This window comes from Paenibacillus sp. FSL R5-0623 (assembly GCF_037974265.1).
Taxonomy (GTDB): domain Bacteria; phylum Bacillota; class Bacilli; order Paenibacillales; family Paenibacillaceae; genus Paenibacillus.
The window spans coordinates 437,644-457,740 of sequence record NZ_CP150233.1; the positions used below are offsets into that span (position 1 = coordinate 437,644).

Below are 20,097 nucleotides of genomic sequence, written 5' to 3' on the forward strand. Positions count from 1 at the left end.
TATAACTTGAAATTCCGTACCAATTCCAGGATTGGCAGGATAGCGGATGATCATTAAAACTGGATATGATGACCCCAGTTATATCCAGATTGATCTATGAAGGGGGCTCATACAATGATCGGGAGAGGGAGGGATGAACGGAAATGATGGACAAGGTACGCATTTTTTTCGGAAAAAACGTAAACCTGCGCACCAAGTTGCTCCTGTTGTTCCTGGCGCTGACGTTGCTGCCGCTAAGTTTGCAGGGAATGATGAACTACAAGCATTTCTCGCAGACGATGGATCGTAAGACCGAGCAGTTCACCATTGATATGGTTCGCCAGATTAACGCCAATCTGAATCGGCTGCTGAAGGACTTTGAGCGGTTGTCGCTCTTGCCGCTTTATGATCAGATGGTGCTTGGCATTCTAGGGAAATACAACGCTTCAATGGGGTCGGGAACATGGGCGAGGTCTGAGGATTATCTGAAAATGAAGCTTTACACATCTGGTCAAGCTTATGACCGGCCCGAGATTCGGGGGATTCATCTGATCAGCAACAGCGGCATTTTGTTCTCCAATCTCGATTCGCTGGCGGTTAAGCCGGTATGGGACAGCAGGCAGGATGACTGGTTTGCAGAGCTTGAAGACTCGGAAGGGACATGGCGCCTGCTTCCCCCGCATCAACCCGGCTATTACACGGGCATTCAGCAAGAATCGTATATATCGGTGGGCAGAGTGCTTCGAGATCCGGGTACGCTCCAGCGATTGGGGTACATTCTGATTGACATCCGTCTGGAAGCCTTCGGCCAAATGTTATCCAATCTGAATGTTGAGCAAGAGGCAAGCCTGATGATTGTCGACAGCAAGCAACGTCTGCTGTTCGAACGGACCTCAACTGGAGGAATCTCTGCGTACGACCAGTTGTTAATGCATGGACAGCTCCAAAACTATGCAGGGAACCAAAAAGTTGTTCTGGATGGACAGTCCTATCTCTATGTACAACACCATTCCAGCTATTCCGGGCTCTCGGTGATCAGTCTTACACCTATTGCTGTGATTCAAAAGGAGTCGGGTGAGATGCTCACCTTCACAATAGGGTTCGCTGTATTGTGTATGGCGGCTATATCGATTCTGGCGGTTCTGTTATCCTATCGTATCACCCGGCCGCTGATTCGACTGAAGCACCACATGATTCGGGTGGAACAGGGAGATTTTAGCCAGCGGGTAGCACACTTCAGCAATGATGAATTCGGACAGATGGGCCGAGGTTTTAACCGAATGATGGAAGAGATTCATCGACTGTTTAATGAGGTGTTCCTGCTGGGCATTCAAGAGCGGGAGGCAGAGTTGTCGGCGTTACAAAGCCAGATGAATCCTCATTTTATATACAACACACTGGAGTCCATTAACATGATGGCCATTCGCCAGAAGCATGCTGAGGTATCGGACATGGTGACGGCGCTTGGCAAGCTGCTGCGTTATACGATTGATAAGGTGGACCGGATGGTTCCACTTGGGGAAGAACTTGCTTTTGTACAATCCTATGTACGCATTCAGCAGGTACGTTACGACGGCAAGTTAGAGATTATCTATGATATCGAAGAAGGGATAACCGAGTATTTGATTCCCAAGCTGGTACTGCAACCGCTGGTGGAAAATGCAGTCTACCATGGCATTGAAGGGCTGGAAGATGGGGGAATGATCTGGGTATCTGCCTTGAAATTCGACCACGAACTGCTGATTAGTGTACGAGACAACGGTAAGGGTATGACTCAGGCAAAGATTGACGAGTTAAATGAGTCCATATCAAAACAGCCTTCCAATGAGGCATTACGTTGCCATGCCGGGGACAGTTTGGGGCTTAACAATATCGCTCAGAGGATTCGCCTCATGTATGGAGAAGGCGGCAGCCTAAGCATTGATGGGAGTCCCGGGCAGGGACTGGTGGTCACGATATCCATTCAACTTCTACCGAAAGGGGATTGAAGCGCATGTATAAAGTCTTGCTTGTAGAGGATGAGACGGTCATCCGTCAGGGACTGAGGGAGCTGATCGTACAAGTGTCTTCTCAGTTTCAGGTAACGGGCGAAGCGTCGAGCGGTACCGAGGCGCTGGATTTTCTGAGATGTGAGGTGCCGGACGTGTTAATCACGGATATCCGCATGCGTGAAATGGACGGTTTAACTTTGGTAAGCAAAGCCAGAGACATGTATCCTGAATTGCTAATGCTCATCATAAGCGGCTATGGCGAGTTTGAATATGCACGCAGAGCGATGGAGTTTGGGGTGTTGAACTATCTGTTGAAGCCAATCGATCGTTATGAACTGGCATCATGCATACAAAAGATTCAATTGCTGCTGGATCGCAGATATGGTATTTCAACCCTTTCGATCCCGGAGTCATCTGGGAAAACAGAACACGCTGGTGGAGATACGCGGAAGATTATCCGAGATGTGAAGGAGCACATCAAGCAACATCCCGATGGAGATCTGCGACTTCAGACGATAGCAGATCTTGTTAACTTGAACCCTACTTATTTAAGCCAGTTGTTCAAGAACGAAATAGGCATCAATTATTCCGAATACATCACTGAGGCACGTATGGAGCGGGCCAAGTGGTTGCTGATCAACACGGGTCTCAAAATCTATGATGTGGCACGGTTATCCGGGCATCAGAGCCCCAAACACTTCATGCTGGTGTTCAAGCAGCAGGTGGGATGGACCGCAGGAGAATATCGAGACCGATTCAGTATCTCTTGAAAAACCATACCATTTCTGTAGTTGACGTGATTTAAGGGGGAATGATGCTTTCGTTATACTTTGGTTGCACATGTATACCACGACTTCCATAAGGGGGATTTCCATGAAAAAAGCAGGACTGATACTGGTGTTTATACTCATGATGATGGCTTCAATCGCGTGCACAAGCTCTAATTCCAGCAGTGAATCTGGCAGTTCAAGCGGAGAGAACGGAGAGGTCGAGCTGAAGTTCATGATGTGGGGCAATCAGGCGCATATGGATGTATACAACAAGTTGATCGATGACTTTACGCGGGAAAATCCAGGCATCAAAGTAACGATGGAATCCGTACCTTTCGCAGAATACCAGCAAAAAATTTCGGTGCTTGCCGCCGGAGGCTCTCTTCCCGATCTCGCCTGGGTATCGGAGCGAATGGTGCCACAATTCAAGTCCAACCACATCCTGGCCGATGTATCCGAGTTCAAGGATGATGCACAGTTTAAGCTGGATGATTATATTCCAAGTACATTGGATTTGTTCCGTGATGGCGATGAACTGCTGGGACTACCTTTTTCTACACCTCCGGTGGTCATGTTTTACAATAAAACGCTGTTCGACCAAGCCGGCCTGACTGATCCAAACTCACTTGCCACCCAAGGAAAATGGACATGGGAACAGTTCGAAGAGTCCGCCAAAGCCATTACCAGCAAGGATGCGACTAACCGAATCTATGGCGCCAACTTTTTTCGCGACTGGAAGACCTGGGCGGTGCTTTCCTCCTACTCCTGGTCCAATGGAAGCGGTCCATTCGACGAAGGCATGACAACGTTCACCTGGAACGATGCCTATGGCGTACAGACCTTTGAATTACTAGAACGCATGATGTTCACCGATGAATCACACCCGAAGGCGGGCGAACAGGTCAGCTTTGATGCGGGTAATGTGGGCATGTTCTTTGATAATTACAGCTATGTTTCCAAAGCAAGAGAAATTACGGATTTTGAATGGAGCATCGCTCCTATGCCTTCCGGCTCTCAAGGCAGTGTGCCGATGCTGGGGCAGGCCGGATATGCCATGTTCAACGACAGCAAACATCCAGAGGAAACGAAGAAACTGTTGAAGTATTTTGCCAGTGAGCAGGGGATTCAGGCGACAGCCACCTACTTTGTACCTCCGCGTACCTCTGTTCTGAACTCAGATGCATTCATTCTTCAGCCGAATAACCCGAGCAAAGAGCATATCGTGCAGGCCGTCATTGATGAAATGCCAAAAGCGCGCTTAATTCCCGGTCATATCCGTTGGCAGGATATCGACAATGCGGTATTGCAGGGATTTGACCGACTGTTTGCAAAGACAGCGACAGCTGAGGATAACCTGAAACAAATGCAGGAAGAGATCCAAAGTGTGTTGCAACCCTAAATCATTCAATCGAAACCGGAGGTGAGAACGATGGGCAAATTCAAAGAGTTACTTGAGCGGAAACCGCTGTCGCTGGTGGTCAGCCTGCCTGAGAATGATATTGCTTTGGCTCGGGCAGCCATGGAAGAGGGCGCTGATGCACTGAAGGTGCATTATAATGTCGGTCATCGCGCCAGCGGGAATCATTTTGGTCCATTAGACATGTATGCCGAGGTGTTTCGGGCGATCCGCAGTGAGTTTGGTGGTCCGCTTGGGGTCGTACCTTCTGGCAGTATTGATGGGGCACAAAGGGAGGATGTGGAGCGTCTTGGGGGGCTGGGTTTTGATTTTTATTCCATCTATGCACATCACTTGCCATCCTTCATGTTGAATGACTTGGGGCTGGACCCAACGTTTGCGATCAATGAAGAATATGATGCTTCCCTCGTAACATCGGCAGCGCACTTCGGCTTCACCGCTCTGGAGGCATCCATTGTACCTGGAAAAGAATATGGTACACCGCTAAGCTTCGCGGATGTACTCAAGTATCGCCGTCTGGTCTTGCAAGCCCAGGTTCCGGTATTGGTTCCTTCCCAGCGAAAGCTGGTGCCGGAGGATGTTCGGGTGCTGCGCGATACCGGGGTAAAGGCAATTATGCTTGGGGCGGTCGTGACAGGCAACACGGAGGAGCAGCTGCGAAGGGCTGTGAACGGGTTCCGCAATGCGGTGGACAGTCTGAGCTGTCCGGACTAATCAGGGAAAGTCACGTGTATCATGGGGGACACCCTATGTTAGCATCCAGTCGTTCTAACGAATCGAGGACATGTTATTCGCGCCCATTTGTACAGAACTGAAGTTTAAGGAATCGGAGAGACGTTATTTCGTCCATTTGGTCGATTTTTAAGGTTCTGGCGACATTTTATGGAGAAATAACATGACTGAGATTCGTTACCCGGTGCATTCTTTAAACTCTGCCTTATAAGATGCGGTAGATTCATTAGCGCATGGAGCGAGGGGATCAATCCTTTTGAATCAGCCCCTTATACAGAATCGTAGCAGAGTTTAGCTTCGGAGGAAATTGGATTAAAAGGGGGAGGCCTGATTGACCCATTCACGCAAGCGCAAAAGAGGGGGGCCACTCGCCAGAGAGGCCCAGATCGCAGGTTGGCTGTTTGTATCGCCGATGGTGCTTGGGTTTACCCTGCTGCTGTTATTTCCCATGGGTCTCGCGTTATACATGAGCCTGACCGATTGGCCGCTGCTGGGGGAGCATCATTTTATTGGACTGGAGAATTACCGAAATATTATGACAGATGCCATGTTCTGGAAGGTGCTCGCCAATACGGTTTATTTCACAGCGGGGCTGGTGCCTCTTAATATTGTGCTTGCCCTGCTGCTCGCGTTGCTGCTATCCAGAAATCTGCGGGGCATCGGAATTTTCCGAACAGCGATCTTTGTTCCGGTCATGACCTCGCTGATCGTATGGGCCATCGTGTGGAAGCTGATGTATGCGACAGAGTCGGGATTGATTAATCAGCTTCTGTTGATGGCGGGCATCAAGGGTCCGGCCTGGCTGTACAATGAAGATTTGGCAATGCCGGCGGTGATTGTGACAAGTGTGCTGAAAAATGTCGGTCTGAATATGGTGCTGTTCATTGCAGCCATTCAGCAGGTGCCGCGTTCACTGTACGAAGCAGCAACATTGGACGGTGCGGGCAGAAGAGGAACCTTCTTTCACGTCACGTTGCCTATGATCACACCAACGGTGTTTTTGACTGTGGTCATGACCGTGATTGGTTCACTCAAAGTATTCGGGCAGATCTATGTGATGACACAGGGCGGGCCGAGCAACAGCACCAAGGTATTGGTTTATTATATCTGGGAAAAAGCATTCAAACTATTTCAGTTTGGCTATGCTTCTGCTCTCGCATATGTACTGTTCTTGATCGTGCTAATTCTGACGCTGCTGCAATGGCAGCTCCGAAAGAGGTGGGTATTCAATGAAGGCGATGCCTAGTCCTTCGGGGCGGAAGATAGGAAGTACTCTGGGGACGTATTTGCTGCTGACCCTGATTTCGCTCATTATGATTATGCCATTTATCTGGATGATATCGACATCATTTAAGGAACCCCAGAGCATATTCACCTATCCACCGCAGTGGATACCGGAACCATTCCGATTTCAGAACTACATCGATGTCTTTCGATTGATTCCGTTTCACCGTTTTTATTGGAACAGTATCTACATTTCTGCGTTGGTTGTGCTGGGAACAGTATTCTTTGCTTCCCTCGCTGGGTACGCATTCGCCAAAATTCCGTTTAAAGGACGTAATGTGGTATTTCTCATCCTGCTGAGTGCGATGATGATTCCCCATGAGGTAACGGCGATACCGATGTTTCTGTTCATGCGGCAGCTGGGGTGGATTGATACCCATCTTCCGCTGATATTATTGCCGATCTTTGGCGCGGGTGGTGTGTTTGGCATCTTTGTGATGCGGCAGTTCTTCATTACGGTGCCAACGGAGCTGGAGGAAGCGGCGATGATTGACGGCTGTAACCGATTCCGGATATATGCGCGAATTATGCTGCCCATTGCCAAGCCGGGTATGGCTACGCTGACGATCTTTACGTTTGTGACCATCTGGAATGAGTTTTTTGATCCGTTGATCTTCATTAACTCGCGTGATCTAATGACGCTGCCGCTTGGATTATCCCTGTTTACAGATGAAGTGGGTACAGCCTGGCAATATCTGATGAGCGCCACCGTCATGGCAACCTTGCCACTGTTAATTGTTTTTTTCCTGGCACAACGGCGCTTCATTGAGGGGGTTGCCATGACGGGACTGAAAGAGTAAGCCATGAAATACGTGCAAAGGCGAGCAATACGTGCAATAGAACGGAAGGAGGGACAACATTTGCGTGAACGGATGAGCATGGAAAAGGAAGAGGCAGATGTCGTTATTGTGGGCGGAGGTCCAGCTGGTATAGCGGCAGCCATTGCGGCTGGACGACAGGGTGTCCGCACAGTGCTGGTGGAGCGATACGGATTCGTGGGTGGGATGTCCACTGCCGCTATGGTCTATCCCTGGATGACTTTCCATACGGAACATGGTGAGCAGGTCATTAAAGGTATTGCGCAGGAGATTGTGGATCGTTTGCAGATGCGTGGCGGCTCCCCGGGGCATTTGCGTGATACGGTTGGATTTGTGCACAGTGTCACACCGTACCATCCAGCCATCTTTCAGGTGGTTGCGGCAGAGATGTTGCAGGAGGCTGGTGTCCGGCTGTTATTGCACAGCTTCGTGGATGAAGTGGTCGTTGGGGATGATCGGGTGGAAGCGGTGCGAGTGACAAACAAGTCTGGAAGAATGGAGTTTCAGGCGAACGTATTTGTGGATGCAAGCGGGGATGCGGATCTGGCTTATCTTGCGGGTGCTTCTGTGGCAAAAGGACGAGACGGGGATCATCGGTCGCAGCCGATGACCATGAAATTTCGTATGCGTGGTGTGGATCTTGGACGAGTAAAACAATACATGCAGGAGCATCCGGAGGATTTCTATGTGAAAACCCCCTTTGCTGAACTGGACAGCATCCCGTTAACCGGCGTGAGCGGCTTCTACTCCCAGTGGAAAAAAGCAGGTGTGCCAATTAATCGCGATCAGGTATTGTTTTTTACCGGACCGGCAGAGGATGAAGTGCTGATTAATTGTACCCGGGTGCAGGGACTTGATGCGACAGATGCCGAGGATCTGACCTCTGCGGAACAGGAAGGCCGGAAGCAGGTGCTGATGATTGCTGAGTTTTTGCAACATGATGTGCCTGGATTCGAACGGGCTTCGATCTCGGCGGTAGCGCCGCAGATTGGTATCCGTGAATCCAGGCGGATCATTGGGCAGTATGCATTGACACAAGCGGATGTGGTTGCAGGACGGAAATTTGACGATGTAATTGCCAGAAGTGGTTATCCGATTGATATTCATGATCCTTCGGGTCAAGGCGTTGTGGCTGCCTTTATAGAAGGAGATGGGGCGTACGATATTCCGTATCGCTGTCTGATCTCTCGCAATATCCGCAATCTGCTGGCGGCAGGACGCTGCATCTCCACCACACATGAGGCGCATGCAACGACAAGGTTGACTCCAAGCTGTATGGCTACCGGAGAGGCGGCAGGGACAGCGGCTGCACTAACAGTGAAGATGAAGCTGGACCCGGTGGAACTGCCGATCGTGTTGCTACAGGCGGAATTACGTCACAACGGAGCGGCGATCTAGCGGATGAGCTGATTGTGGGCGAATCATTAGTAGTGGAAGTGGGTGTTTATTTAATTCGCGGTGGCGTAATGGAAAATGTAACGAATCTCAGTGAAGCTATTCTGCTCAAAACCCTGAAATAGGGGGGGGAGCGGGGTGAATCGGAAGAATAGAGCGTCTACGATTCGATAGATTAGAAACTATCCCAAAAATGGCTAAATAAGCTTCCCTCAGTTCGCTAGAAATTGGTGGGAAGCTCGTGAATTGATGAGCATAATTGTAGCCCCAAAGACTCCAAATCCACTGCATAGGTGGATCTAGAGTCTTTGGGGCGCTCTCATTCTTATCATCCATTTGGTTCTTTCCTTCATGTTCCTTCATGTTTCGTATTCCTTCATGCCTTATTCCCTCCGATTATCAATTCATCCGTGCCTCAAGTCGCCTTGCGACAATGGACAGCGCGTAGTTGATGGCAAAATACAATACGGCTGCGAGCAGCAGGGCCGGGATAATGTAATCGAAACTTTGACCGCCAAGGATCTGCACGTTGTGCATCAGCTCTGGCAGAGAGATGATGATCGCCAGTGAAGTATCCTTCAGGAGTGAGATGAACTGGCTGACCATCGGCGGGGACATGCGGCGTAGCGCCTGTGGCATGATGATGCCACCGAGGGTCTGCATGTAGCTGAGGCCCGAGGAACGGGCAGCTTCCACCTGACCGCGCTCAACGGACTTCAGACCGCTACGGACGATCTCGGCAATCATCGCGCCTTCAAACAGACTCAGTCCAACGACCGTGGACCAGAAGACGGACATTTTAATCCCGAGCTGCGGAAGTACCATGTGGATGAAGAAAATGATGAGCAACAGCGGCAGATTCCGGATCGTATCCACGATCACTGCCATGATCTGTGACAGAACAGGGATACGGGTAAATCGGATCGTACCCAGCACAGTGCCGAGCACAAAGCTGAATATAATGGATAGCCCTGCTACCTGCAGGGTAATCAGGAATCCTTGAAGCAGGAAACGAAGGTTGGGCCACGCATAGGCCCCGCTAAAGTCCATATTTTATTAGCCTCCTTCTGTATGCAGGAATGGAATATCGAAGATCAATAGATGGGGCATGGACAAGTCAATATATCTCCCTAAGAAACTACGCCAAGTACAAGTCGATCTGTTACATGGTGACCTGACCTGCCGGTTTGTTCTTTTTCGGTTTGCCTTTGGTGCTGCGCGCTTCTGCATCGCTCTGTCCAAACCTGCGCTCCATATAATGCACCAGGAAGCTGAGTGGTAGTGTCAGCACCAGATAGAACAGCGCAACAATGGTGTACACACTTAGCGGCTGGAATGTATCCGAGTTAACCAGGTCGGCAAAATACATAAGATCCATACCGGCGACAACGGCAAGAATGGATGAGTTTTTGACCAAATTGATGAACTGGTTGCCGATGGACGGCAGTACAATCTTGATGGCCTGGGGCAGAATGATCAGGTTCATGGCCTGTACATAGGACAAGCCGGAGGATCTTGCTGCTTCCAGTTGTCCACGCGGCACCGTCTGAATGCCCGCTCGGATCGCTTCGGCAATGAAAGCGGCGGTGTAGATGGTCAGACCCAGAGTGCCGGAGACAAACCCATCCAGCGAGATGCCTAGTGCAGGCAGTCCAAGATAGAAGAAAAACACAACCAACAGCAATGGGATGTTTCGGATAAATTCCACAAAAGCCGTGCCAATCCAGTTCAGCGGTTTCACAGGGGATATCCGAAAGATAGCCAGGATCGCGCCAAGGATAAAGCTGCCAATGAGAGCCAAAATGCTCACTTGAATGGTATTCAGGAACCCTTCCAGAAAACGATCCGAGTGTCGCATTAGTACGCTGAAATCCAATGTGCCCATATAGGCGAAGCCTCCGTTCTCCAGATGTAGAAACGGCGATTACGTCTGCTCATGCTTCGCATCTAACAGACGAATTCGCCGTTTATCTATCTTAATTCGGGTTACTCGGGCTTGGAGCCCAGCCATTTCTCATGTAATGTGTCATATTCCCCGCTGTCTTTCATGCTTTTGAGCAGCGTGTTGACTTCCTCCACGAAGGCAGTGTCGCCTTTGCGAATGGCCATGCCATAAGGTTCGCTTGTGAAATTGCCACCAACCAATTGGAAGCTGTTATCCGTCTGTTGCATGCCGATGAGGATGATGTTATCTGTGGTCAGCGCTTCGCCTTTACCTGCTTTGAGAGCAGTGAATGCATCCTGATAGTTATCGAATTCAAGCACCTCAGCATCCGGGGCTTTCTCGCGAATATTCTGAGCGGATGTGGAGCCTTTCACCGCGAGCACTTTCACCCCGCTGAGGCTTTCCAAGCCGGTAATTGCACTGTCGTTTTTCACCAGCAGGGACTGCCCTGCTTCAAAATAAACATCACTGAAATCCACCTGTTCCTTACGCTCATCCGTAATTGTCATTGTGGCGATGATGATGTCGATGTCTCCATTTTGCAGCATGGGAATACGCGTCTTGGAAGTGACCTCTTTCAGTTCGACCTTGGTCTCATCTCCAAGGATCTGTTTGGCGAGTGCCTTGGCGATATCAATATCGAATCCTTCAACGTTGCCACTTGCGGGATCTTTCAAGCCAAACAGCTTCGTATCGTATTTCACACCGGCAATGAGCTTGCCGCGTTCCTTAATCCGCTCAATCGTTCCTTTCGCCTCGGCGTCACCACCACCGCTCGCTGAAGGTGTATCTGTACCTGTACTACAACCGGACAATACAAGCGAGAGAATGAGGACAAGCATAAATGATGGCCATTTCAATAATTTCTTCATGAATAAAGACCCCTTTCAAAATGGAATATTGGATTATTCTCAATGATGAATCAGACGGCTCAGGAATTGCTGTGCTCGTTCTTCTCTGGGGTTGTCAAAAAATTCAGCAGCGTTGGCCTCTTCAACAATTCGGCCTTCGTCCATGAAGATGACCCGGTCCGCAACTTCGCGGGCGAATCCCATCTCATGGGTAACAACGACCATGGTCATGCCATTATGGGCAAGGGAGCGCATAACATCGAGGACCTCCCCGATCATCTCGGGATCGAGAGCAGAGGTCGGTTCGTCAAAAAGCATGATTTTGGGCTCCATGGCGAGTCCTCTGGCGATAGCTACCCGTTGTTGCTGTCCACCGGACAACTGGGATGGATAACTATCTGCTTTGTCGGCAATGCCCACCCGGGTCAGATACTTCATTGCTGTTGCGGCTGCCTGTTCTTTGGGTTGTTTGCGCACCTTCATGGGTGCAAGGGTAATGTTATCGATGACTTTTTTGTGAGGATACAGATTGAAGTGTTGAAATACCATGCCGATGTCACGGCGGAAGAGGTTAATGTCCACCTTTTTCTGATGTAGAGGAATCCCACTGACGACAAGTTCACCTTCGGTAATGGTCTCCAAGCGGTTAATACAACGGAGTAATGTGCTTTTGCCGGAGCCGGAAGGTCCGATAATGACAACGACTTCTCCTTCTTCAATGTGAAGATGGATATCCTTGAGGACATGAAAATGACCGAAATGCTTCTGGACACCCCTAAATTCAATCAAGAGTACACCCCATCCTTTCTGCAACGTCTGTGTGTAAAAGGGATAATAAGGAATAAATTGAAACTAGTTATTTAATCATACATAGTCATCCTGCTTATGGCAATTGGTTTGTGATAAAACATGACATAAGTAATGGGTTATCTAGGGCTATAGCCAGAAAATATGTTATATATCTGTCATGTTATTAAATGCCTTGTGACGAATCCTGACAGAAAAATGAATCTATTCTCCTAGTTGTTTTCCAACCTTTGGAATAGTTGTATAGAGTATACTGAAAGTGATGTTTGATTTATGACTCTGATTAACAAAACAAATAGCATCAAGTTCCACGTGTACATGGCAAGAAAGCTCAACCCTACACGTCATGCCATTGATATGATGGAGTGAGAGAGCGTCCGTTTGAACGTAAGTAAGGAAAGTAAAAGCGATGTATTGACCCCATAACAATTCCATTACATGTAGAGAGGATGATTCTGCACGATGAATACATATCACTCCCCATTATCGACAGGAGCAAGTGCCCAGTCCGATGTTCGAGCTTATGAAGCCGATTTGCCTGTCATTCCTGCTCAGGATTTTCAGCTTACAGACTATGGAGCTGTTGGAGATGGTGTAACGGATAACACAGAAATGTTTCGACTTGCCATCGCGGCGTGTGCCGAAGCAGGAGGTGGAAGAATCGTAATTCCTGCCGGGGTATGGCTCACAGGCCCGATTGTAATGCGCAGCCGGATCGAACTACATGTGGAAGCAGGAGCACTGGTTACATTTAGCCGAGATTTTGATCAATACCCATTAATTGCATCAAGCTTCGAAGGCTGGCAGGTGGTACGTTGCCAATCCCCGATCGATGGTGATCAACTGGAGGATATTGCGATTACTGGTGAGGGGATATGGGATGGTGGCGGGGAAGCGTGGCGTCCGGTGAAACGCTCCAAAATGACCACTTCACAATGGAACCAATTGGTCGCTTCCGGTGGTGTTGTAGAGCAATCCGGTGGGGATGAGGAAATCTGGTGGCCTACCGCAGCTGCACTTGAAGGCGGCACCATTGCGAATCGATTGCATCAGGAGCAGGTAAGTGATACCACTGCCTATGAAGAAGTCAGAGACTTTTTGCGCCCCAACATGGTCAGTTTACGGAGATGCAAACGGGTATTGCTGGACGGTCCAACGTTCCAGAACTCACCTGCATGGAATCTGCACCCCTGGGCATCTGAGCATGTCACCATTCGTAACGTGAGTGTGCGGAATCCGTGGTTTTCTCAGAATGGAGATGGGCTGGACATTGAATCCTGTCGTCATGTGGTGGTGGAGAAGAGTATATTCGATGTCGGTGATGATGCGATCTGTCTGAAATCAGGCAAGGACGCCGAAGGCCGTGAGCTTGGCCTGCCATCGGAGTACATCACCATTCGGGATTGCACGGTGTATCACGGTCATGGCGGGTTTGTCATTGGCAGTGAAATGTCCGGTGGTGTGCGGCATGTGCGAGTATCGGATTGTACGTTTATCGGAACGGACATTGGACTTCGCTTCAAAAGCGCACGTGGGCGCGGCGGAGTGGTCGAGGACATTCAGATTGAGCGCATATATATGAAAGATATCATTATGGAAGCCATCTCGTTTTCCTTTTTCTATGCGAATCAGGAAGGCTCTGCCCGGGGCAGTGATCTGTCTCAGGAGATTAGCGAAGAGACGCCAATGTTCCGGGATATTCGAATATCGGATGTGGTCTGTGCCGGTGCCGACACTGCGTTGCTTGTGAGTGGATTGCCGGAACTGCCTTTGGATGGGGTGATCATCCAGCGTTACAACGTGCAAGCTCGCAGTGGTATCCAATGTGCTCATGCGAAACATCTGCATATCGCTGAATTGCAGGCGCAGATCACCGAAGGTCCGCTGGTTCATTTGCACCAGTGCAAAGGGGCAGAGTTAGAGAGCATTCAGGGCAAAGGCGCAGATGGCCGACTTCTGATGGTGACAGGACACGAGTCCGCAGGCATTGTCTGCCGAGAAGGTGATGCCGACACAGAAGGTCGCCAGATCTCTGTTGGTCCCGAGGTACGAAGTGGTGTGATCATTCGCAGGTAAAAGTTATGTAATAAGGTTTATACAAGTTGGTCAAACTCAGCCGCAGTGGCGTAGCCATAGATCCAGTAATCGTGGTGCTTCACGATATAAGGGATGCGTAATCTCTGGAGCAAGGCTACCCACTCGGCTTTTATATGAAGTTATCGGATGATCTACCGGTGTTCCTTGCGATAGCGCAGCGGTGTTGTACCGGTAACCTGTTTGAATGTTTTGTTAAAATGAGCCGTATGCTCAAATCCTACCTTCTCTGCGATCATTTGTACACGCTCTTGTGTGGTAAGAAGTCTTCGCTGTGCCTCTCGGACCCGGACAACACGCAAGTATTCGCTGAATCGAAATCCGGTAAATCGGCTGAACATTCGGCTCAGATAGGATGGACTGATATAAAAACGATTGGCTGCACCCTCCAGCGTAAGTGGTTCGGTATAGTTTTTATTCACATAAGTGACAATTTCACTGATTTTGTTCTGCATCGGATGCAAGGGGCCGGGGCATGACTGCCGGATGTTCTCCTCTACCCGATGAATACGGATCAAAAGTTGGGCAAGCAGACTTCTTACGGCGATCTCATAGTGAGGGCGTCGCTCTTTGCATTCTTGCAGCATCTGCCACAATATACGCTCCATCTCGGGCTGTTCCGCTTCAGGCAGGCGAAGGAGTCTTGAACAATTAAAAGGCAGCAGACCACATATGCCAAGTTCCATCCCCGTTGCAAAAGCAGGCGAAAAACCGATTAATATCCGTTCGAAGCCGGGAATACTTCCTTTGGAGGTGGTATGTACATCGTGTGGATTAATCAGAATGAAATCACCCTTGCGGGCGGACAGAATCTGACCATTCATGGAATAGACTCGTTCACCTTCAAGCAAGTAATACAGTTCGTAGAATGGATGAGCGTGAGGTTGTGGCATACCATTCCCGTCATGTCTTCGCATATGTTCAATGGTAAATGAATGTTCACCGATTCGGTATTTGGGTCCAATCCGATCCTCTATGAGACTCATGGTACAGCTCCCCTCTGCTTCACGGATTAACAACGATATCCATATCATAACGGAAAATCCATCTTTTTGTAAACGCTATCATTGGAAATGAAATATTTCTTTAATCCTATCGTTAAAAACCGAGAGAACGAATCTGGCCTGGCCCATATGTACTGTCAAGGTGACAAAACTTGAATGATGTTTTAGAGTAGGGGGAGAGAGGCGAAACTCTGGTTAAGGAGTGTCTCCAATATGATTTGGAAGGAAGGAAACAGGTTATGACGACACATGAATTATCGCCATTGGTTGCTGCGCTCAATATGCAGCCTCACGTTGAAGGCGGTTGGTATAAGGAAGAATGGAAGGCATCTTATCAGATTCCACAGTCCGTTCTGCCGGATACATACTCCGGTCCACGATTCTCGGCAAGTTCCACGTATTTCCTGCTGCACGCACATGAAATCTCCGAGTGGCATACGGTTCTGTCCGATGAACTTTGGCTGTGGCACAGCGGCAGTCCGGTTGAACTGAAGCTGGGCGGCAACGGGGAGAACCCGGAGAACGAGGAAGTTCTTGTTCTGGGGATGGATATTGCTGCGGGGCAATCACCACAGGTGCTCGTTCCTGCCGGCGTATGGCAGACAGCACGTCCGCTGGGTGATGAGCCTGTACTGGTAACTTGCGTAGTAGCGCCAGGTTTCCACTTTGATGATTTCAAGCTGGTATCCAAAGGCTAAGTATAACTTTTATCACGAAATCCCGATCCAGGTGCATAGGCATCCGAATCGGGATTTTTTTGGATTGAGCGTATTAAGTATGCTAAGGTCTGTACCCAGTTCAGGGATAGATCAATCCCTTTTGAATAAGCATCACTTTTGGCAGTAACTGATCACTTGGGATTCTCGTTACTCATCCAGCTGTCCACATAAAACTCCTCATGATAATCCGGTTGCTGAGCGAGTTCTTTGAGCTTCTGTTCAGCTTCTTCAGCGGTAAGATATTCTCCAATAACTGCTGTAAACTCACCAGTGGACGTTTTGAGGAAAGAGATGTCCTCATCCGGATAGGATTCTTTAATTATACCCATCGATTCTCCAAAAGGCATTGATTCTGTGCGGAGAGAGTATACCTTCCGAGGTGTGACCGGTTTACCGTCGGAAGTCAGTTTCACTTCCAGGTATCCAGGGTTCTTGAATTCCGTTACGGCATACTGTACCCCTTCTTTGAGTACAACTACGAATCCGGCGGAAGAGTCGTCTAAAATCATGGAAGCATAAACATCTTTCACTAAAGGCTGGGTCATGAAGTCGGCTTTGACTTTCTCTATATCCATGTAACGTGCACCGCTAAAAGTGAAGAGGATACGATTAGGTGCTTCTTTGTGTACCACATTATAATGGGGTGCATCATTAGTCTGAGCTTGCTCGTCGGTGCTAAAATTGATTTTAAGCGTATTTTCGGTTGCTTCCGATCCCACAGTTACTCCATCGGTAATCTTGCCGCCATCGCCGAATTGAAGTACCTGAACAATCGTTCCGACCACAGGTATTTTGGACATGGCGTTTGCTACGGAAGGGATGTTCACCACGAAGAGAAAAGCAGCACATGCAGCTATGACTGAGGCATAACGAATCATTCGAGATGAACTCTTGCGAGCAGCGGCTCTTTTCTGTGCACGATGAATAACGTCATTAAGTTGAGCAGGGATTTCAATATTTTCGTAACGATCTTTTCCTGTCATACGTTCTCAACCTCTCCTTCAATCAAATAAATTTTTAATTTTTTGATAATACGATAGAATTTGGACTTAACTGTATTTTCCGGTATGGAGAGCACTTCAGCCATCTCTCGAAAAGGCAGATTCACAAAGAATTTTAATATAATATAGGCTCTTTCCTCGGGGATAAGCCGGTCCAGTGCAGCATATAGATCCATTTTCTCTTCCGGCGACGCCCCTCGCTCTGGAGCCACAAACTCCTGTGCATGATCCTCCATATAGGTCACTCGCTGGTTACGTCGAATATGATCTATCGCTGTGTTAATCACAATTCGTGACATCCAGGAATCAAAATAAGTCATGGACTCCATCTTTCCATAAGCGATGTACCCTTTATAGACCGCTTCGGCTACGATATCCAGCGCTTCTTGTTCATTTTTAACATAGCAGTATGCCAGTCGATATAATTTATTTTGAATCTCTGTTATTTTCTCGCTGAACTGTCCTTCTTTTGTCTTTTTATGGTTCAGTCTAATCACTCCTGATCCCCCCTGATCAACCTAAATATTCAAGTCACCGCTCGTTCCAGGCCTGGATTCTATATAAGTGCTTGAGTTCGCTTGACACTCGTTAGACTGATGAGGAGACAAAATAGTTCTAAACGGTCAAAAAACTTTTTTCTTTCGACCCTTAATAGGATAAAGAGCCTCGCCTCCATTCTTAACAACGAATAGTTTGCCTATAACATCACATACCAAAACACCCGCTCTTCCAAGATCGAAGGCGGGTGTAATCGAATTCATCTGTTTATATTAGAAGTTAAAGTTGTCTGGATCAGAACCAAAGCGTTTATTCTCGTTCAGGCCGTTAATCTGCTCTATTTCTTCCGAAGTTAACTCAAAATCGTAGAGATCGGCGTTCGCGCGAATACGCTCAGGCGTGACAGATTTCGGTATGGTCACGATGCCGTTCTGCAGATCCCAGCGCAGAATCACTTGTGCCGGGGACTTGCTGTATTTGGCTGCGATGTCCTTCAGCAACGGATGATCCATCAGATGACCTTGTCCGAGCGGAGACCAGGCTTCGATCTGAATCTGATGTTTGTTGCAGTACTCACGAAGATCTGACTGAATCAATAGTGGGTGAAGTTCTATCTGGTTAACTGCCGGTTTGATCGTGGCATCGATCATCAAGTCTTCCAGATGGTGAATCTGGAAGTTGCTCACACCAATCGCCCGGATGCGTCCTTCTTTATGGAGTTTCTCCAGCGCTCGCCATGTATCTTTGTACTTGCCCTTAACCGGCCAGTGGATGAGATAGAGATCCAGGTACTCCAGTTCGAGTCGTTCCATGCTGGCTTCAAAGGCAGCTAGCGTGGATTCATATCCCTGATCGCTATTCCATACTTTCGTGGTAATGAACAGATCCTCACGAGCTACTCCAGATTCACGAATACCCTGAGCGACACCTGTTTCGTTGTTATACGCTTTGGCTGTGTCGATGCTGCGATAACCAGCTTGAATGGCTGTTTTGACAGCATGAACGACTTCGTCTCCGTCTTTAACTTTGAATACCCCAAAACCCAGCCATGGCATTTTGACTCCGTTATAGAGCGTGGTTGTGTCCTGCACGTGTTTCATGGTCCGAAATTCCTCCTCTTATTGATTCATTGTTCCACTATGTAATTACCCTGCTGTTCAGCAGCCAATCGATATCGAAGGGCCGTCTTGAATGATTATACTAAACTCTGCCTGGTCTTGGAAAAGGGATTGATCCGTTTTACGAAGTAAACACCGCTATTATCCTTTTTCTTCAACCAGAGGTTTGGTTTTGACGCTTGTGGGTGATAAGATGAAGTATACGAATTATGGAAGTCAAGACTTTGTAATTGGAGAGTTTACATAAGAACAGACGAAGTACGGAATCGGGTACAGACCAGACCGTACGACTAACGATAAAGGAGCAAGAATACAATGGCTAAACCTAAACAAACCAAAAAAGCAGCAGCCTGGTCTCTCGTGGTAATGGGAGCAGGATTTGCTGCATCCTTGCCGTTCCAGGGCGTTCCCGTGGGCAAGTTGCTGGTAGGATCATTTGAAGCGGGACTCGTGGGTGGACTTGCGGACTGGTTCGCCGTTACCGCATTATTCCGTCACCCGCTCGGCATTCCCATTCCACACACGGCATTGCTGCCGAAAAATCGTGATAAAATGACGGAAGGTCTGGTCTCCGCAGTAGAGAATAACTTGCTAAACAAAGACAGCATTACCGAGAAAATTGCAGATTTCAAAGCAGCAGAGACGGTACTCGATACGTTGACCCGTGAGCTTCACAGTGACGGGATCAAGATCATGATTGATACGCTCTGCAAACGAATTCTGGCGGGTCTGCCGTTAGAGCAGATTGCTCCGCTCGTAGCACGTGAGATCAAGTCACAAGCGGGCGCCTTTGATCTGGGTCCGATTCTGGAACGGGCTGCCCACCAGATGACAGAGCGGGGTTATGACGCAAAAGCGCTGGACTACGGACTGAAGCAAGCCGAGGAGTGGCTGGTTAAACCCGAGACGATCATGTTTTTGGGTGAAAGCGGCATGAAAGCCATTAGTGGCATTCAGATGAACGGATTGATGCAGTTTGCGATGAATGCGTTCCTGGGTTATATGAACGAGGAGCGTTTGGGTGGCATTTTACAAGGATACCTCTTCGATCGGGTAGAGGATATGAAACGTGAAGGCAGCGCTCTAAGGTACAAGGTGCTTGATATGGTACGTACCCAGACGGTGCGTTTGGCAATGAGCGAGGCTCTACAAGATGGAATCAACAATTGGAAGAACAATATGCTGGAGGGCTGGAACGCAGAGGAAACGGTGCTGAACAAACTCACCGAACTGAGAGACAAGGCGCTCGCCGCGATGGAAGAGGGACAGTATGTAGATACGTATGCACTGCCTGCCATTGAGCGGGTATTGATTGATCTGCGGGCAGATGACGAGTTGATGACAGGCATGAATGCCAAGATCATAAATGGTGTCACAACACTGCTGGAGAAAAACCATTCCAAAATCGGTAAACTGGTACGCGAAAATGTGGACAAAATGGACAATGCCACTTTGGTTTCGATGATTGAGGATAAGGTTGGACAGGATCTGCAATGGATTCGGATCAACGGAGCCGTTACCGGATTTGTTATCGGGATTGCGCTGACTGCGCTGCAGATGGCATTGGCATAAAAGTAATGTATGTAAAAGGAGGGCCGCTCCTACGAGGAGCAGGCTCTTTTTGCTGTGGATGGGAAAATTATTATCTACTTGATGCAAGAATTAGGAAAGTGG

General features: G+C 48.6%; 18 protein-coding genes. 10 read left to right on the top strand and 8 right to left on the bottom strand.

Translation table 11 applies throughout. The features are described 5' to 3' along the window. Positions 1 to 143: 143 nt before the first annotated feature. From MKY92_RS02085 to MKY92_RS02115, 7 genes are all read left to right on the top strand, one after another. A complete protein-coding gene (locus tag MKY92_RS02085; protein WP_339298916.1) occupies positions 144 to 1,967 on the top strand; it encodes a sensor histidine kinase in 1,824 nt (607 codons plus the stop codon). A gap of 5 nt (positions 1,968 to 1,972) precedes the next feature. Further along, positions 1,973 to 2,740 (top strand): response regulator, encoded by a 768-nt coding sequence (locus MKY92_RS02090; protein ID WP_339298917.1) that lies wholly within the window; start codon positions 1,973 to 1,975, stop codon positions 2,738 to 2,740. 103 nt (positions 2,741 to 2,843) lie between these two features. Beyond that, positions 2,844 to 4,139: a sugar ABC transporter substrate-binding protein gene (locus tag MKY92_RS02095; protein WP_339298918.1), complete on the top strand. Its 1,296-nt coding sequence runs from the start codon at positions 2,844 to 2,846 to the stop codon at positions 4,137 to 4,139. A 30-nt stretch (positions 4,140 to 4,169) separates the two neighbouring features. Continuing rightward, a complete protein-coding gene (locus MKY92_RS02100; protein WP_339298919.1) occupies positions 4,170 to 4,871 on the top strand; it encodes a hypothetical protein in 702 nt (233 codons plus the stop codon). A gap of 349 nt (positions 4,872 to 5,220) precedes the next feature. Further along, complete coding sequence (locus MKY92_RS02105; protein ID WP_339298920.1) at positions 5,221 to 6,135, top strand: sugar ABC transporter permease; 915 nt, start codon at positions 5,221 to 5,223, stop codon at positions 6,133 to 6,135. Beyond that, positions 6,119 to 6,973, top strand: coding sequence for a carbohydrate ABC transporter permease (locus tag MKY92_RS02110; protein WP_339298921.1), 855 nt, complete (start codon positions 6,119 to 6,121; stop codon positions 6,971 to 6,973). Before MKY92_RS02105 ends, MKY92_RS02110 begins: the two co-directional genes overlap by 17 nt. Before the next feature lie 78 nt (positions 6,974 to 7,051). After that, positions 7,052 to 8,389, top strand: coding sequence for an FAD-dependent oxidoreductase (locus MKY92_RS02115; protein WP_339301648.1), 1,338 nt, complete (start codon positions 7,052 to 7,054; stop codon positions 8,387 to 8,389). Positions 8,390 to 8,785: 396 nt separating this feature from the next. Here MKY92_RS02115 and MKY92_RS02120 read toward each other — a convergent pair whose 3' ends face one another. The 4 genes from MKY92_RS02120 to MKY92_RS02135 form a co-directional block, all read right to left on the bottom strand. Beyond that, the gene (locus tag MKY92_RS02120; protein ID WP_339298922.1) at positions 8,786 to 9,436 is read right to left on the bottom strand and encodes an amino acid ABC transporter permease; all 651 of its coding nucleotides are present in this window, start codon (positions 9,434 to 9,436) and stop codon (positions 8,786 to 8,788) included. A gap of 112 nt (positions 9,437 to 9,548) precedes the next feature. Continuing rightward, positions 9,549 to 10,271, bottom strand: coding sequence for an amino acid ABC transporter permease (locus MKY92_RS02125; RefSeq protein ID WP_339298923.1), 723 nt, complete (start codon positions 10,269 to 10,271; stop codon positions 9,549 to 9,551). 101 nt (positions 10,272 to 10,372) lie between these two features. Then, positions 10,373 to 11,203, bottom strand: coding sequence for a transporter substrate-binding domain-containing protein (locus tag MKY92_RS02130; RefSeq protein ID WP_017691036.1), 831 nt, complete (start codon positions 11,201 to 11,203; stop codon positions 10,373 to 10,375). Positions 11,204 to 11,242: 39 nt separating this feature from the next. Next, positions 11,243 to 11,971: an amino acid ABC transporter ATP-binding protein gene (locus tag MKY92_RS02135; RefSeq protein ID WP_051449904.1), complete on the bottom strand. Its 729-nt coding sequence runs from the start codon at positions 11,969 to 11,971 to the stop codon at positions 11,243 to 11,245. A gap of 480 nt (positions 11,972 to 12,451) precedes the next feature. Here MKY92_RS02135 and MKY92_RS02140 point away from each other — a divergent pair, with 480 nt between their 5' ends. After that, positions 12,452 to 14,065 carry a glycoside hydrolase family 28 protein gene (locus tag MKY92_RS02140; protein WP_339298924.1) on the top strand — a complete coding sequence of 538 codons (1,614 nt, stop codon included), beginning with the start codon at positions 12,452 to 12,454 and terminating at the stop codon, positions 14,063 to 14,065. Positions 14,066 to 14,217: 152 nt separating this feature from the next. On the opposite strand, the gene MKY92_RS02145 is transcribed toward MKY92_RS02140, so the two are convergent. Continuing rightward, complete coding sequence (locus MKY92_RS02145; protein ID WP_339298925.1) at positions 14,218 to 15,069, bottom strand: AraC family transcriptional regulator; 852 nt, start codon at positions 15,067 to 15,069, stop codon at positions 14,218 to 14,220. Between the two features lie 257 nt (positions 15,070 to 15,326). Here MKY92_RS02145 and MKY92_RS02150 point away from each other — a divergent pair, with 257 nt between their 5' ends. After that, entirely contained in the window at positions 15,327 to 15,785 is a 459-nt protein-coding gene (locus tag MKY92_RS02150) for a cupin domain-containing protein (protein ID WP_076216501.1), read from the top strand. A 152-nt stretch (positions 15,786 to 15,937) separates the two neighbouring features. On the opposite strand, the gene MKY92_RS02155 is transcribed toward MKY92_RS02150, so the two are convergent. The 3 genes from MKY92_RS02155 to MKY92_RS02165 all read right to left on the bottom strand — a co-directional run bounded on the left by MKY92_RS02155 (position 15,938) and on the right by MKY92_RS02165 (position 18,405). Further along, complete coding sequence (locus MKY92_RS02155) at positions 15,938 to 16,789, bottom strand: hypothetical protein (protein ID WP_339298926.1); 852 nt, start codon at positions 16,787 to 16,789, stop codon at positions 15,938 to 15,940. Further along, entirely contained in the window at positions 16,786 to 17,304 is a 519-nt protein-coding gene (locus MKY92_RS02160; RefSeq protein WP_339298927.1) for a sigma-70 family RNA polymerase sigma factor, read from the bottom strand. The genes MKY92_RS02155 and MKY92_RS02160 overlap by 4 nt, the downstream gene beginning before the upstream one ends. Before the next feature lie 273 nt (positions 17,305 to 17,577). Then, positions 17,578 to 18,405: an aldo/keto reductase gene (locus tag MKY92_RS02165; protein WP_339298928.1), complete on the bottom strand. Its 828-nt coding sequence runs from the start codon at positions 18,403 to 18,405 to the stop codon at positions 17,578 to 17,580. Positions 18,406 to 18,738: 333 nt separating this feature from the next. Here MKY92_RS02165 and MKY92_RS02170 point away from each other — a divergent pair, with 333 nt between their 5' ends. Then, positions 18,739 to 19,995: a DUF445 domain-containing protein gene (locus tag MKY92_RS02170; RefSeq protein WP_339298930.1), complete on the top strand. Its 1,257-nt coding sequence runs from the start codon at positions 18,739 to 18,741 to the stop codon at positions 19,993 to 19,995. Positions 19,996 to 20,097 lie beyond the last annotated feature (102 nt).

Bases quoted from the DNA above. Each gene is read 5' to 3' on its own strand.
- MKY92_RS02085 (WP_339298916.1), top strand. From the start codon at position 144: ATGATGGACAAGGTACGCATTTTTTTCGGAAAAAACGTAAACCTGCGC.
- MKY92_RS02090 (WP_339298917.1), top strand. From the start codon at position 1,973: ATGTATAAAGTCTTGCTTGTAGAGGATGAGACGGTCATCCGTCAGGGA.
- MKY92_RS02095 (WP_339298918.1), top strand. From the start codon at position 2,844: ATGAAAAAAGCAGGACTGATACTGGTGTTTATACTCATGATGATGGCT.
- MKY92_RS02100 (WP_339298919.1), top strand. From the start codon at position 4,170: ATGGGCAAATTCAAAGAGTTACTTGAGCGGAAACCGCTGTCGCTGGTG.
- MKY92_RS02110 (WP_339298921.1), top strand. From the start codon at position 6,119: ATGAAGGCGATGCCTAGTCCTTCGGGGCGGAAGATAGGAAGTACTCTG.
- MKY92_RS02115 (WP_339301648.1), top strand. From the start codon at position 7,052: ATGGAAAAGGAAGAGGCAGATGTCGTTATTGTGGGCGGAGGTCCAGCT.
- MKY92_RS02120 (WP_339298922.1), bottom strand. From the start codon at position 9,436: ATGGACTTTAGCGGGGCCTATGCGTGGCCCAACCTTCGTTTCCTGCTT.
- MKY92_RS02125 (WP_339298923.1), bottom strand. From the start codon at position 10,271: ATGGGCACATTGGATTTCAGCGTACTAATGCGACACTCGGATCGTTTT.
- MKY92_RS02130 (WP_017691036.1), bottom strand. From the start codon at position 11,203: ATGAAGAAATTATTGAAATGGCCATCATTTATGCTTGTCCTCATTCTC.
- MKY92_RS02140 (WP_339298924.1), top strand. From the start codon at position 12,452: ATGAATACATATCACTCCCCATTATCGACAGGAGCAAGTGCCCAGTCC.
- MKY92_RS02145 (WP_339298925.1), bottom strand. From the start codon at position 15,069: ATGAGTCTCATAGAGGATCGGATTGGACCCAAATACCGAATCGGTGAA.
- MKY92_RS02150 (WP_076216501.1), top strand. From the start codon at position 15,327: ATGACGACACATGAATTATCGCCATTGGTTGCTGCGCTCAATATGCAG.
- MKY92_RS02155 (WP_339298926.1), bottom strand. From the start codon at position 16,789: ATGACAGGAAAAGATCGTTACGAAAATATTGAAATCCCTGCTCAACTT.
- MKY92_RS02165 (WP_339298928.1), bottom strand. From the start codon at position 18,405: ATGAAACACGTGCAGGACACAACCACGCTCTATAACGGAGTCAAAATG.
- MKY92_RS02170 (WP_339298930.1), top strand. From the start codon at position 18,739: ATGGCTAAACCTAAACAAACCAAAAAAGCAGCAGCCTGGTCTCTCGTG.